Annotated in this window: 18 protein-coding genes; 4 read left to right on the forward strand and 14 right to left on the reverse strand. The window is 71.8% G+C overall.

Annotated elements, in window-relative coordinates; all coding sequences use genetic code 11:
- Nucleotides 1–174: 174 nt before the first annotated feature.
- The 13 genes from BM396_RS20770 to BM396_RS20830 form a co-directional block, all read right to left on the reverse strand.
- Nucleotides 175–435 carry an exodeoxyribonuclease VII small subunit gene (locus tag BM396_RS20770; protein WP_043348369.1) on the reverse strand — a complete coding sequence of 87 codons (261 nt, stop codon included), beginning with the start codon at nt 433–435 and terminating at the stop codon, nt 175–177.
- Nucleotides 436–562: 127 nt separating this feature from the next.
- Entirely contained in the window at nt 563–1,075 is a 513-nt protein-coding gene (locus tag BM396_RS20775; RefSeq protein WP_043348372.1) for a tyrosine phosphatase family protein, read from the reverse strand.
- Between the two features lie 50 nt (nt 1,076–1,125).
- The gene (locus tag BM396_RS20780) at nt 1,126–1,716 is read right to left on the reverse strand and encodes an HD domain-containing protein (RefSeq protein WP_043386474.1); all 591 of its coding nucleotides are present in this window, start codon (nt 1,714–1,716) and stop codon (nt 1,126–1,128) included.
- Entirely contained in the window at nt 1,713–2,327 is a 615-nt protein-coding gene (locus BM396_RS20785) for a DNA-3-methyladenine glycosylase I (RefSeq protein WP_043386470.1), read from the reverse strand. The genes BM396_RS20780 and BM396_RS20785 overlap by 4 nt, the downstream gene beginning before the upstream one ends.
- Before the next feature lie 87 nt (nt 2,328–2,414).
- On the reverse strand, nt 2,415–2,618 hold the full coding sequence (locus BM396_RS20790) for a hypothetical protein (RefSeq protein WP_199807260.1): 204 nt from the start codon (nt 2,616–2,618) through the stop codon (nt 2,415–2,417).
- Between the two features lie 154 nt (nt 2,619–2,772).
- Nucleotides 2,773–3,186 (reverse strand): SRPBCC family protein, encoded by a 414-nt coding sequence (locus BM396_RS20795; protein ID WP_043386467.1) that lies wholly within the window; start codon nt 3,184–3,186, stop codon nt 2,773–2,775.
- Between the two features lie 290 nt (nt 3,187–3,476).
- Nucleotides 3,477–3,887 carry a Cif family virulence factor gene (locus BM396_RS20800; protein WP_043386464.1) on the reverse strand — a complete coding sequence of 137 codons (411 nt, stop codon included), beginning with the start codon at nt 3,885–3,887 and terminating at the stop codon, nt 3,477–3,479.
- 343 nt (nt 3,888–4,230) lie between these two features.
- On the reverse strand, nt 4,231–5,082 hold the full coding sequence (locus BM396_RS20805; protein WP_043386461.1) for a CAF17-like 4Fe-4S cluster assembly/insertion protein YgfZ: 852 nt from the start codon (nt 5,080–5,082) through the stop codon (nt 4,231–4,233).
- 101 nt (nt 5,083–5,183) lie between these two features.
- Complete coding sequence (locus tag BM396_RS20810; protein WP_012320917.1) at nt 5,184–5,438, reverse strand: hypothetical protein; 255 nt, start codon at nt 5,436–5,438, stop codon at nt 5,184–5,186.
- 159 nt (nt 5,439–5,597) lie between these two features.
- On the reverse strand, nt 5,598–6,068 hold the full coding sequence (locus BM396_RS20815; RefSeq protein ID WP_043348384.1) for a TIGR02301 family protein: 471 nt from the start codon (nt 6,066–6,068) through the stop codon (nt 5,598–5,600).
- Nucleotides 6,065–6,568: an NUDIX hydrolase gene (locus BM396_RS20820; RefSeq protein ID WP_043386459.1), complete on the reverse strand. Its 504-nt coding sequence runs from the start codon at nt 6,566–6,568 to the stop codon at nt 6,065–6,067. The genes BM396_RS20815 and BM396_RS20820 overlap by 4 nt, the downstream gene beginning before the upstream one ends.
- Nucleotides 6,565–7,647 carry a hypothetical protein gene (locus BM396_RS20825; protein WP_244538923.1) on the reverse strand — a complete coding sequence of 361 codons (1,083 nt, stop codon included), beginning with the start codon at nt 7,645–7,647 and terminating at the stop codon, nt 6,565–6,567. Before BM396_RS20825 ends, BM396_RS20820 begins: the two co-directional genes overlap by 4 nt.
- Nucleotides 7,648–7,748: 101 nt before the next feature.
- Entirely contained in the window at nt 7,749–8,471 is a 723-nt protein-coding gene (locus tag BM396_RS20830) for an SDR family NAD(P)-dependent oxidoreductase (protein WP_043348395.1), read from the reverse strand.
- A 174-nt stretch (nt 8,472–8,645) separates the two neighbouring features.
- Here BM396_RS20830 and BM396_RS20835 point away from each other — a divergent pair, with 174 nt between their 5' ends.
- From BM396_RS20835 to thiL, 4 genes are all read left to right on the forward strand, one after another.
- The gene (locus BM396_RS20835; protein WP_244538924.1) at nt 8,646–9,308 is read left to right on the forward strand and encodes a carboxymuconolactone decarboxylase family protein; all 663 of its coding nucleotides are present in this window, start codon (nt 8,646–8,648) and stop codon (nt 9,306–9,308) included.
- Between the two features lie 68 nt (nt 9,309–9,376).
- Nucleotides 9,377–9,871 (forward strand): 6,7-dimethyl-8-ribityllumazine synthase, encoded by a 495-nt coding sequence (ribH, locus tag BM396_RS20840; RefSeq protein ID WP_043348390.1) that lies wholly within the window; start codon nt 9,377–9,379, stop codon nt 9,869–9,871.
- 11 nt (nt 9,872–9,882) lie between these two features.
- Complete coding sequence (gene nusB / locus BM396_RS20845; RefSeq protein WP_051976213.1) at nt 9,883–10,506, forward strand: transcription antitermination factor NusB; 624 nt, start codon at nt 9,883–9,885, stop codon at nt 10,504–10,506.
- 3 nt (nt 10,507–10,509) lie between these two features.
- On the forward strand, nt 10,510–11,505 hold the full coding sequence (gene thiL, locus BM396_RS20850; protein ID WP_043386456.1) for a thiamine-phosphate kinase: 996 nt from the start codon (nt 10,510–10,512) through the stop codon (nt 11,503–11,505).
- On the opposite strand, the gene BM396_RS20855 is transcribed toward thiL, so the two are convergent.
- Entirely contained in the window at nt 11,425–11,901 is a 477-nt protein-coding gene (locus BM396_RS20855; RefSeq protein ID WP_244538925.1) for a hypothetical protein, read from the reverse strand. The genes thiL and BM396_RS20855 overlap by 81 nt on opposite strands.
- Nucleotides 11,902–12,084: the final 183 nt, after the last annotated feature.

A 12,084-nucleotide genomic window follows, 5' to 3' on the forward strand; every position in this document is an offset into this window, starting at 1 on the left:
GACACCGCGTCGATCATCTCGGCGCGCACCGCCTCCGCAACAGCCGGAAGATCCGATTCCGGAAGACGCCGCAGCGCCGCAGGATTCGGGACACGATCGAGAAGCGCACTCTGCTCGGGGGTAATTGCCACGGCATCAACCTCTAACGGATGGGATCGGTTTGACCGCCGAGCCTCAGGACATGTCGAGTGGGGCAACGCCCTCGGGCCGCCCATCGGAGCCCAGCGTGATCCGCTGGATCCGGGCCTCGGCCCGCTTCAGCAGCGCCTCGCAATGCTTCTTCAGCACCTCGCCGCGCTCATAGATCGCCACCGATTCGTCGAGGGGCACGTCGCCCCGCTCAAGCCGGCGAACGATTTCCTCCAGCTGTTCCAGCGCCTTCTCGAAGGGCAGGTCGCCGGCGGCGGGGGCCCCCTCGGGTCTGCTCGCACTCATCCCAGATACTTCCTTTGGGGGTGGTTGTACGGCGCGAAACCCGGTGCCCACAACCCGGGGGGCCAATCCGCCGGCCGGATCCGCACCGTTTTGGAGCCACGCGGCGGCGTTTGCGCCACACTTCGGCTCACGCCAGCGCCAGGCTGAACGGCGTGCCCTCGAAGGCGTCGGCGCCGCGACCGATGCGCGCGATCGCCGCGACCATGCGGCCGTCGCGGCCGAGCATGCGGTCGGCGATGGCCACGAACAGGGGGTTGGGCGTCGCCGAAGGCGAAGCTGCGCGCAGGGCCTCGGCGATCGCCGCCTCGTCGCGCTCCGGCGCCAGCGCGCAGGCTGCGATATAGGCGGCGGCTGTCGACCGGCTGATCCCGGCATAGCAGTGGATGACGAGCGGCTTCTCCCGCGGCCAGGCCCGAATGAAGTCGAGCACCCGGGCCACATGTTCTTCAGCCGGCAAAACGTGCCCGTCGCGCGACGCGGCGATGTCGCTGACCCCGATGACGACGTGGTTCTCCGCCGCAATCGCGGCCGGCCGCTCCAGCGGCGTGCCGACATTGATCAGCGTGAGCACGTGGCTCGCATCGGTGGCGGCGACCGTCTCGGGCAGACGCGAGAGGGGACAGACGTGGAGGGTCGGCATGGTCTGGCGCCAGTGACCTGCGATCGTGACGGATCGAGGGCGGAGATTCGTCAGGTCGGACACAGAGCGTGGAATCGCGCGAGAAACCGCGCCTCGGCCTCGGCGGTCGGCCACGGCTCGGCCAGGACCAGCACCGGTTCGGGCAGCGCCCTGGCGGGGCCGAAATAGCGTTCGGCCTCGTCCCGGGCGAAACCGGCGAGGCGCACCGCCTCGACATGGGCTGCGATCCGGTCGGCCTGCTTCACCAAACGGGCGAGCGCCGGCACCGGGGCGGTCAGGCCGAAGCGGCGGCGCACCGCGGCGAGCAGACGCAGCTCGATGCCGCGATAGGCGTCGCCGAGGGCGGCCTTCAGGGGTGAGATGATGTCGCCCACGACATATTCCGGCGCATCGTGCAGCAGGAGTTCCAGCCCGTCCGGATCGGTGCAGGCGGCGTCGAGATGGCGGCCCACCGCCTCGACCAGCAGGCTGTGCTGGGCCACCGAGAAGACGTGCGGCCCATGGGTCTGGCCGTTCCAGCGGGCGACCCGGGCGAGGCCGTGGGCGATGTCGGCGATCTCGATGTCCCCGGGCGCCGGATCGAGGAGGTCGAGGCGCCGGCCGGAGAGCATGCGCTGCCAGGCGCGCGGCGGCTCGCTCATCGGGGCCGGCCCAGTTCGGCGCAGGGTCCGTGCCGGTGGCAGCCGACGAGGTGGTCGTTGACCATGCCCACCGCCTGCATGAAGGCGTGCACGATGGTCGGCCCGCAGAAGGAGAAGCCTTCCGCCTTCAGGGCCTTCCCGATCGCCCGGGAGGCCGGCGTCTCGGTGGCGATCTCCGCACGGGTCCGGGCTTTGCCCTGGATCGGCCGGCCGTCGACGAAATCCCAGAGGAAGCGCGAGAAGCCGGGGCCCTGGTCCTCGATCCGCAGCCAAGCCCGGGCGCCCGCGATGGTGCCCTGGATCTTGGCGCGGTTGCGAATGATGCGGGTGTCGGCCATCAGCCGCGCGACATCGTCCTCGGTGAAGCGGGCGATCCGCTCCGGATCGAAACCCGCGAAGGCGTCGCGAAACCCGTCCCGGCGGCGCAGGATGGTGATCCAGGACAGGCCGGCCTGGAAGCCGTCGAGGATCAGCTTCTCGTAGAGGGCCCGGCCGTCATACTCGGGCACGCCCCATTCGGTGTCGTGATAGGCGACATAGAGCGGGTCGAGGCCGGCCCACCAGCAGCGGGGGCAGCCGTCGGAATGGTCGATCAGGCCAGTCTCGGACATCCGGCCACGTTAACGAGAACAGGAGCGGAACGCCATCGTCGGAATGGGGAACGCGCAGCGGCTGTCGCGGCGCGCTCCGCTCCGGCTTCACGCATGGGGGATTGATCCGGTCGCAGGGCCGGCGCGCGCCTTCTGCGACGTCAACCCGGTCACGCCCGGTGAGTGCAAGCCTGAGAGATCGAACGCGAACACGTGGCCGGGCGGCGAGGACGCGTGCGGGCCTGCACGATGAAGCGCCAGCAATGCGCGTGTCTGCTCGCGAGACAGATCGTCCTCTTCGATTTCGAGCATCCTCTCCTGGTCGTCTGGAGGGTCTCCTCAACGCTTGCAGGCTGTCCGCTCGAGGGATGAGAGGGAAGGCACAGGACTGGCGTTGTCGGGGCGGGAGGGAAACGCCCGCTCCGGCCGGAAAGCGGTCTCGGTCGTCGTTCTCGTTGGGCGGGCTTCAACGCCTCCCGACATGCTGGCAGAAGTTTCCAAGAATGGCCGCCCAGCCGTCGCGCTGGTGGTCGATGGGGACGTGTTCGTCGGGATCGAACGCAATCTTTACGTGCGTTCGCTCGCCCGATGGGGTGAACTCGATCACCGCATTGCGATCACCAAACGCATATTCGATTCGCGTGTTCGGAATAATCTTTGTGTAAGTGCCCTCGAAATCGAAGCCCATGCTTCCGTCCTTCGCCTCCATGCGGGACGTGAACTTGCCACCTTCCTTCAGATCGACGCTTGCGGCTGGGCAATGCCAGTCGTCGGAGGCAAAGTTCCACTGCATGATCTGGTCGGGCGATGTATAGGCCTTCCAGGCGACATCGAGGGGTGCGGGAGCCGTTGCTTCCACGGTGATCCGATTCTGAGTCATTTGTGGTCGCAATCCCGTCGATGTCGAGCTTTCGAGGGGCGCACCTCATATCAGATCAGTTACGGCGGCAACCTCCGAAATGATGTCGACGACGGCCGCGGGTGCAAAGGCGCGTATGTCGGCGAGGGGTGGATGTGCGAGGCTCCGCTCCAGAGCGGCAAACGCACCGGAATGGACATCGCCGTCGCGCCTGCTCGCGACCCTTCCGAGATTGTCAGCGCTTCCGCTTTCTCGCGAGGCGCCTGAGCAACAGGCGTCCTGTGTGGCGTCGAGCGCCCGACATTCGCAAATCAGAGTTGCGCCCCTCGTGCGGCCCATGCCGCCATTTCACCGTCAGCGATCGTCAACGATACGCGCCAGCGGTCGGAGCGGCGCAGAATGTAGACGTGGTCCCACTCGGCGACGAGTGCGTCTCCCTCGCCCCGCATCCGATAGGTCATCCGAGCCTGAGCGACGTTCGGGAAGAGTTCCACCGCCGACCGGAGTTCGCCCAGGGGCTGGACGACCCCCTGCTTGCGATAGAAGTCCATGAGCGTCACGCAATGGTCGCGAAATGCCTCTCTCGGCAACGCGAAGTTGCCGGTCGAAGATGGGAACAGTCCGACCGGCTCCCAAAGCTCGCTCAACGCATCGGCGTCGCGGCGCGCGAACGCCTCGACGTAGCTGGCGAAGAACGCTGCGATCTCGTCCTGGAAGGTCATGGTCGTCCTCCTCGATGTCCCCGCCCATGCGACCGATCTGGCCGTCGCTGCGGCCCGGAGGCGAGAAGCCGCTTCAGGGCAGAAGGTCGGGGACGGCTCCCGATCGACTCCGGGCCGGCCTGGGATGCCGGCCGGAGGATGCCGGCTCCTGGGAACCTCTAACGATCCCGGCATGCCGCCCCGGGGTCGCAGGAAGCCGCCCCACGCGCAAGCTGATCGTGCTCCGGTGCGAATGCCCGGGATCGGGGTCTGCGTCGCCGCACCCGCCCGGGGATCGGGCTGCGATCGGTAACGCAGGGCCCCTGTCCCGGAGTATGCGGCGCCCGCGGAATGCGATCCGGCCTCAGCCCGCCGCGCTCGTCGCAACATCCGGCATCGCGAAGGTCGCGTAGGCCGGGCGCTCCAGCGTCACGGGGCGTTCGCCCGCCCGCGGGGTCTCGCCGGCCGCCAGCGCGTCGCCCAGGCGGTCGATGCGGACCAGGGCGAGGCCGCGGGTTCCGGCGGCGCTGCCCGTGGTGCCGAGCCCCTTGCCGCCCGCCGTGATCTCGGTGCCGGGCTGGGGCGCGGTGTCGGGATAGGCTGCGGCCAGGATGCGGGTCCGGGCCGTGCCCCGGTGCTGCATCCGCGAGACCACCTCCTGGCCGACATAGCAGCCCTTGCGGAAATCGACGCCGCCGAGCTGGTCCATCAGCGCCTCGTGCGGGAAGGCGTCGCCGAAGGCGTAGTCGCGTCCGCCTTCGGGCACGCCGAGGGCGATCCGGTGCGCGTGGTAATCGGCCTCCGTCGCGTCCGCCGAGAAGGCGCCCGCGGCGGCGTAGAGGCGGGCGCCGAGATCGGCCGCGCGGGAATCCGCTACCGCCTCGGCCGCGGGCGGGACGGCGCCGGCCCAGACGGCCGCCACCGCGACGGTCGGGTCGGCGGCGATCGTCGCCTGCGCGCGCAGACGGTAGAGCGTCAGGCGCTTGGCGAGGTCTGCAGCCTTGTCGGCCTGCACGTCGAGCCGGAAGCCGTCCGGAATCCGCGAGACCAGGAAGTCGAACAGGATCTTGCCCTGCGGCGTCAGCAGGGCGCCGAGGCGCGCCTCACCGGGCTGGAGCGTCTCGACATTGCAGGTCAGGACGCCCTGGAGCAGCGTCGTGGCGTCCGGTCCCACGACGGTGACCAGGACGCGGTCCGGCAACAGGGCAACGGGCATGGGCGGCGGCTCCTCGGGCGGCGGGCGGTCCGGCGCGCCGAACCGCAGACCCGGGACGTAGTCGCTGACCGCCCGTGCCTCAACCGTCCGCGCTCACACGCTCAATGCTGCAGGGTGGTGGTGAAGGCGCCCCCGCGGATGCGCTCCGGGAATCCTTCGGCGTACCGGGCGGTGGCTTCCTCGCCGTACGTGGTCACCAGTTCCTGAAACGCCGCGAACAGGGCGGCCTGGGCCATGCAGTCACCGTCGAGACCATCGAGGCAGCCTTCCGCGAACGCTTCCGAGACGTAACTCAGCGCGACGCGTTTCTCCTCGACATCGACCTCGATGGGGGCGGTGTGAGAGCTGTGCTGCATAGCCGGATACTTCCATTGCGCCGGACACGGGGCCCGGCGGACACAATGGATGATAGGCGGGTCCCGGCGGCTCGGCCAGCCGAGAATTTCGGATCGGTTAACACGGGCGCTCAAATCCGATGTTTCGCCGGCATCGCCGGTGCGTGTGTTGCGCCTGCATCACCCTCCGAAACGGCCGGCCAGGGCATGCGACAGCCGGTCGCCCTCGGCGACGTACCGGGCGGCGGCCTCGTGGGCCGCCGGCGTGCAGACCCGGTAGGTGAGCGCATAGCCGCGGTAGCCGCGGTTATAGGCGCCGGCCAGGCGGTCGCGGCGGACCGGGGTCACGCCCTCGGACTCGATCAGGGCTTTCATGCGGGCCGGCCAGTCGGACGCATCCGGCGCTCCGCAGAGGTTGCGCAGGAAGGCCAGGGCCCCGATGATCTCGGACATGCGCAGCAGGTCCCGGTCGTAGGGGGCGGGCACGTCCGCGGGGGCGTTCGCCTCCTTGGGGGCCTCCTTCGCGGCTTCCCGGGCGGTTTCCTTGGCGGGCGCGGCCCCTCGGCCGGAACGCTGCTGGGCCAGCGCCGGCCCGGAGACCAGGCCGGTGAGGAGCGCCAGCAGGCACAGGATCGTCGTCGGCCGCCTCACGCCGTCGCCTCCCCGCCGCCCGTCCGCGCAGGATGTGCATCCACATGTGCATCCACGCGCGCGAAGGCCTCGCGCAGGGTGTCGACCAGTCCCGGGGTGGTCGGAAGGGTCGCGACCTCCGCGAGCGTCGCCCACCGGGTCCCCAGCGCCTCGGGGCCGGCCACGGGTTCGCCGCCGCGCCACAGGGCGGCGTGCGGGTGGACGACGTAGTGATGTCGGGCGCGGCCGGCTTCGTCCCGGAGAATGATCTCGGTGGGCGCGAGCACGCCGACAACCTCTGCGGGCAGGCCGACCTCCTCGGACAATTCGCGCAGGGCCGCCTCGGCCAGGGATTCCCCCGCTTCCACGAGACCGCCCGGCAGGGTCCAGACGCCGCGCATCGGCTCGTTGGCCCGCGCCGCCAGAAGGACGCGATCGCCGCGGATCACCGCGATCGACGCGCCCACGAAGGGCCGCGCCGGGAACAGGCGGCTGTCGGAATCCGGTGCGCCCGCACTCACGGCGTGCCTCCATCGGGTGCCACGACGGCCACCCGGCCGTCGGCGAGGCCGACGAGCAGCCGCGCCACGGCGCCCTCGCCGAGGACGACGATGCCGGTCTCGGCGGGAACCGGCAGGGGCACGCGCGCGCGCTCGCGCAGGCCGCCCTTGGCTGCCACGAAGGCGATCTCCGGGCGGCCCGCCACCGGCAGGACGAGTTCGGGGCCGCCGCCGGCCGGGGTGGTGACGGCGAGATCCGAATCGCCGTCGCCCGCCGCGTAGCCCTCGGCCTCGCCGGCCGCCTCGATCCGGTCGGGACGGAGCGTCCAGAGCTGGAGCCTGCCCTTGGCGCTGACCGTCGCGGCCTGGCTTTCGCCGGACCCGGAGAAATCGGCGATGCCGACGATCTTCAGCGGTGGCCCCGGCTGGGCGGGCGTGCGGGCGGTGACGGCCCAGGCCGCGCCCGGATCGCCGGCGGGCCGGTCGATCAGCGCGAGCCCCCCGGCATCCGCGCCCGACAGCGTCGCCGCCAGGAGCGCCGGCCGGCCCCCGAGGCGCAGCAGGCGCGGCCGCAGGGGCGCGAACACCGCCTCGCCCCCCGCCGGCACCGTCACGGTGGCCACGGGCACGGGCTTCGGATCGGTGCTGACCGCCATCGGCTGGCGCTCGCGGATCGTCAGGACCGCGGCGGCCGCGCCGCCGTCGGGGGCGCGGGTGCGCCCGGTGAGATAGGCGCTCAGGGGTCCCGAGAGCGTCCGGCGCGAGCCCGGCAGGGCCCCGCGCGGCGTCTCGGCGGCGGTCAGCCCCTCGACAGCCTCCTTGCCGATCGGCCGCACGGTGACGCGGCCCTCGGCGAGGGCGAGCACGGCGCCGCCCTCGTCGCCCCAGACCACGGCGATCGGCGCGCTCTCCTCGTCGCCGGCCTGTTGGCCGCCGGTCTGCGGACCGGTCTTGGCGCCGGTGATCGGCAGGAGCCCGGAGGTCGCCACCGAGACCGCCGCCTCGCTGCGCGAGCCGCGCAGTGCCCGCACCTTGAAGGGCAGGTCGAGGATCCGGATCCCGGGCTCGGCCCGCGCCCCCGCGACGGGCGCGACGCCCACGATGAGGCCCAGGACGACGGCGCGCAGCCTGCGGCCCGGCGCCGGGTGCCGGCGCGCGGCCGTCGTGCCCGAGGATGCGCCAGAGGAAGCGCCCGATCTGGTCAAACGTGCTGGCCGCCGTTGATGTGGAGTTCGGCGCCGTTCACGTAGGACGAGGCCTCGGTGCACAGGAAGTAGATCGCCTTGGCGACCTCGTCCGGCGTGCCCAGCCGGCGCTGCGGGATCTGCTCGACGAGCTTCTCGGTGCCGGGCGACAGGATCGACGTGTCGATCTCGCCCGGCGAGATCGCGTTCACCCGCACGCCGAGCGGCCCGAAATCGGCGGCCATCTCGCGGGTCAGGCCGGCGAGCGCCGCCTTGGAGGTGCCGTAGGCCGCCCCCGCGAAGGGATGGACGCGCGAGCCGGCAATCGAGGTCACGTTGACGACCGAGCCCTTGGCCCGGGCGAGTTCCTCGCGCAGGCCCCGGGCCAGCAGGATCGTGGCGAACAGGTTGACCTGGAACACCCGCTGCCACGTGTCGAACTCGGTGGCCAGGGCGCCGAGGCGCTCGCCCTCCGGCCCCTTCGGCGAGATGCCGGCATTGTTGACCAGCGCGTGCAGAACCCCGCCCTCGGCGGCGAGCCGGCCCCGCACCTCCTCGACGGCGCGGGCCGTGTCCTGCGCGTCGGAGAGGTCGACCTGCAGGTGGTCCTCGGGCCCCATCTCCCAGGGGCAGTTCTCCGGGAAGGCGTGGCGCGAGCAGGTGATCACCCGCCAGCCCGCGGCCGAGAAGCGCTTGACGGTGGCGTGACCGATGCCCCGGCTCGCGCCCGTGAGCAGCATGATGCGCCGGCGTTCGTTGACGGGGAGGGCCAAAGCCGTAAGCCTCGCTGGCGTTCAGGGGTCGCGGCCCGGTCGGGCGCGGTGCGTGCCGGTGAGCCTCAATGGTCTAGGCGCACGGGGGCCGGAAATCCAGAGCGCGCCGCGGGTCGGGGTCGAGGCAGGGGAGAGAAACGCATGGCCAGCGGGCAGACCAGCGCGGAGCGCATGCCGGAGATCCCGGCCGACAGCCTGTCCCAGGCGCAGGCCGAGGCCGCGGCCGCGTTCCAGGCCGAGCGCGGCGTCCCGGTCTTCGGGCCGTTCGTGCCGCTCCTGCGCAGCCCCGAGCTGATGCTGTGCGCGAGCCGGATGGGCCAGTACCTGCGCTACGGCAGCGTCCTGCCGCTCCGGGTCAGCGAGTTCGCGATCCTGGTGGTCGCGCGGGAATGGAGCCAGCCGGTGGAGTGGGCCATCCACCACCCCATCGCCCTGAAGGCCGGGGTCGCCCCCGAGACCGCGCAGGCGCTCGCCGAAGGACGCCGCCCCGACACGATGAGCGCCGACGAGGCGCTGGCCTACGCGTTCTCGACCGAGCTGATGCGCAACCGCGCGGTGAGCGATGCGACCTACGCGGCCCTGGTGGCGCGCTTCGGCGAGCAGGGGGCGATCGACCTCGCCGGCATCAACGGCTACTACGCGCTCCTCGCCATGACGATGAACGTCGCGCGCACGGCCCTGCCGGCGGGCGGGCCCGCGGCGCCTCCGCTGCCGCCGCTGGTGGGGCCGGCTTCGGCGCCGCTCGCGCGACCAGGCCTGAGCCAAGATCCCGCACCGCTTGTGGCGCCGGCCGCTTCGGTCTAACCGTCCTCCCCGTGCGGGCGCCCGACGTGCCGCCCGCCCATTCCCGAAAACCCGGCCGGACGAGAGCCATGGTCGCCCATACCCGCGCCGACTCGGCGCCCAAGCCCACCGACCCGGCCCTCGCCGGCGCCCGGATCCTCGTTGTCGAGGCGCGCTACTACGACGCGATCGCCGACGAACTCCTCGCCGGGGCCCGCGCGGCCATCGCGGCCGCCTCCGCGCAGGCGATCGTGGTGACCGTTCCGGGCGCCCTGGAGATCCCCGCCGCCGTGGCGATCCTGCTCGACGCCGAGCCATACGACGCGGTGGTGGCGCTGGGCTGCGTCATCCGCGGCGAGACCGGCCACTACGACATCGTCGCCGGCGAGAGCGCCCGGGCGCTCATGGACCTGTCGGTGCAGCGCCGCGTGCCCCTCGGCAACGGCATCCTCACGGTCGAGACCGAGGCGCAGGCCCTCGCCCGTGCCCGGGTCGCCGAGATGAACAAGGGCGGCGGTGCCGCCGAGGCTGCCCTCGGCGTGCTCGCTTTGAAGCGCGCCGCCGAAGCCGCGCGCACCCGATGACGGATACCCCCATGACCGGGACCACCGACACTCAGCCGGAGACGGGCGCCGAGCCCGCCGGCAAGCCCGCCAAGATCAGCCTGCGCAGCGGCGCCCGCCTCGCCGTGGTGCAGGCGCTCTACGAGATGGACATCTCCGGCAAGGGCGTCCTCGACGCGCTCGCCGAGTTCGAGGCCTTCTGGATCGGCCAGGAGGTCGACGGGATCGTCCATCCCCCGGCCGAGACCGCCTTCTTCCGCGACCTCCTGCGCGGCACGGTCGAGGAGCAGCGGGCCATCGACCCGAAGCTCGATCAGGCCCTCGCCCAGGGCTGGCCGCTGCGGCGCATCGAGATCGTGCTCCGGGCGATCCTGCGGGCGGGCGCCTACGAGCTGATGTTCCGCCGCGACGTGCCGGCGGCCGCGGCGATCTCGGAATATGTCGACGTGGCCCACAGCTTCTACACGGCCGACGAGCCCGGCCTCGTCAATGCCGTGCTCGACCGGCTCGCCCGGGAGGTCCGGCCGGGGGAGGTCGGGGCTCAGAAGGCGTCCGGCAAGCCGGGCTCGTCGAAGCCGCTTCCCGGTAAATCGTCCGTCGGCAAACCGTCCTCCGGAAAGCCATCCGCCGGAAAGCCGCCCGCCGGGAAGGCCTGAGCCTTGGCCGGGTCGGCCCGTGCTTCTGAGGAGGGGCTGATCGCCCGCTACTTCGCCCCCCTCGCGGGGCCGGGCGCCCACGGGCTGCGGGACGACGCCGCCACGCTGACGCCCACGCCGGGCCACGACCTCGTCCTCACCACCGATGCCGTGGTGGCGGGGATCCACTACTTCGCGGAGGATCCGCCGGCTTCGATCGCCCGGAAGGCCCTCGGCGTGAACCTCTCCGACATCGCCGCCAAGGGCGCGGTCCCGCGCGGCTTCCTGCTCACCCTGGCGCTCCCCGATGACTGGACGGAGGCTTGGCTCGACGGCTTCGCGGCGGGGCTCGGCGCGGCGGCGGCGGAGGCCGGCTGTCCGCTCCTCGGCGGCGACACGGTACGCTCCGGTGGCCCGGCGCTGATCTCGGTGAGCCTGTTCGGCGAGGTGCCGACCGGCGCCATCGTCCGCCGCACCACCGCGCGGGTCGGCGACCGGATCTGCGTCACCGGCACGATCGGCGACGCCGCCCTCGGCCTGCGGCTCCGCCTAGAGCCCACGGCGCCCTGGGTCGCCGGGCTGGACCCGGCGCTCCAGGCCGAACTCGCCGACCGCTACCTGCATCCGCGCCCGCGGCTCGCCGCGGCGCCGGCGGTCCGCCGCTACGCCTCGGCGGCCATGGACGTGTCCGACGGCCTCGCGGGCGATCTCGCCAAGATGCTGGGCACGGGTCGCGGCGCCCGGGTCGCGGCCGCCGCCCTGCCGCTCTCAGATGCCGCCCGGCGCGCCTGCGCGGCCGAGCCCGCGCTGATCGACGCGGTCCTGACCGGTGGCGACGATTACGAGATCCTCTGTACCGTTGCTCCGGAGAATGTCGCGGCCTTCCAGGCCGAGGCGGCCGCCGCCGGTCTCATCGTCTCGGCCATCGGCACCATCACATCAGGCGACGGCCCGCCGCGCTTCGAAATGCGCGATGGCGCCGAGCGCGTATTCGCGGCTGGGTCCTTCAGCCACTTCTGAGATCTGAGCCGGCCCGGATCGTGCGGCGCCGCGGCTGGCCGCGGCTCCGGCCGGATGCCCGATCTGACGACGGACCTCGTCGATCATGTCCGCCGCGACGACCGGAATCCAAGGGCTCACCGGATCCCGGCCCATGCCGGGCGTCCGGGAGAGGGCGTCCTGCAGCGCGGAGATCAGGTCATCCTGGATCGCCACCGGTTGCGCCGCGACCCGTTCGGCGATCAGGAAGCCGACTGCACCGCGCAACACCTCAAGCGTGGCCGCCAGCTTGGCGGCGTGGTCACTGCTCATCGCGAGCCCCGTCAAAGTACAACTAAAAATAGAATACCGGAGGGTTAAAAGAACGTTAATCGACCGCCGGCTCAGCCCGCGGCTGCGGCGATGCCCGGTTGCCATCGACCCCATGCCGCCGGGAAATGCAAAATAATGCGAAATCGTGCGCCTGCGAGGACCGCGCGCGCGGGCGCATGAGATCCGAGGCCTGAGCGTATTCTCCCACGCGGCGTTTGCGCTCACCGGCGAAGTTTGGCAATCAAGGTATTGTTCTGGGAAGGAAAGCCCCGAATCCGAGCACCGCGT

It is taken from the genome of Methylobacterium sp. UNCCL125, assembly GCF_900116795.1.
Lineage (GTDB): Bacteria > Pseudomonadota > Alphaproteobacteria > Rhizobiales > Beijerinckiaceae > Methylobacterium > Methylobacterium fujisawaense.

Coding starts and splice junctions, on each gene's coding strand:
- BM396_RS20790 (WP_199807260.1), bottom strand. CDS start 2,618: ATGCTCGAAATCGAAGAGGACGATCTGTCTCGCGAGCAGACACGCGCA.
- BM396_RS20795 (WP_043386467.1), bottom strand. CDS start 3,186: ATGACTCAGAATCGGATCACCGTGGAAGCAACGGCTCCCGCACCCCTC.
- BM396_RS20785 (WP_043386470.1), bottom strand. CDS start 2,327: ATGTCCGAGACTGGCCTGATCGACCATTCCGACGGCTGCCCCCGCTGC.
- BM396_RS20830 (WP_043348395.1), bottom strand. CDS start 8,471: ATGCTGCTCACGGGCGCGAGCCGGGGCATCGGTCACGCCACCGTCAAG.
- BM396_RS20855 (WP_244538925.1), bottom strand. CDS start 11,901: ATGGCAACCGGGCATCGCCGCAGCCGCGGGCTGAGCCGGCGGTCGATT.
- BM396_RS20810 (WP_012320917.1), bottom strand. CDS start 5,438: ATGCAGCACAGCTCTCACACCGCCCCCATCGAGGTCGATGTCGAGGAG.
- BM396_RS20800 (WP_043386464.1), bottom strand. CDS start 3,887: ATGACCTTCCAGGACGAGATCGCAGCGTTCTTCGCCAGCTACGTCGAG.
- BM396_RS20805 (WP_043386461.1), bottom strand. CDS start 5,082: ATGCCCGTTGCCCTGTTGCCGGACCGCGTCCTGGTCACCGTCGTGGGA.
- nusB (WP_051976213.1), top strand. CDS start 9,883: ATGACCGGGACCACCGACACTCAGCCGGAGACGGGCGCCGAGCCCGCC.
- BM396_RS20835 (WP_244538924.1), top strand. CDS start 8,646: ATGGCCAGCGGGCAGACCAGCGCGGAGCGCATGCCGGAGATCCCGGCC.
- BM396_RS20775 (WP_043348372.1), bottom strand. CDS start 1,075: ATGCCGACCCTCCACGTCTGTCCCCTCTCGCGTCTGCCCGAGACGGTC.
- ribH (WP_043348390.1), top strand. CDS start 9,377: ATGGTCGCCCATACCCGCGCCGACTCGGCGCCCAAGCCCACCGACCCG.
- BM396_RS20770 (WP_043348369.1), bottom strand. CDS start 435: ATGAGTGCGAGCAGACCCGAGGGGGCCCCCGCCGCCGGCGACCTGCCC.
- BM396_RS20780 (WP_043386474.1), bottom strand. CDS start 1,716: ATGAGCGAGCCGCCGCGCGCCTGGCAGCGCATGCTCTCCGGCCGGCGC.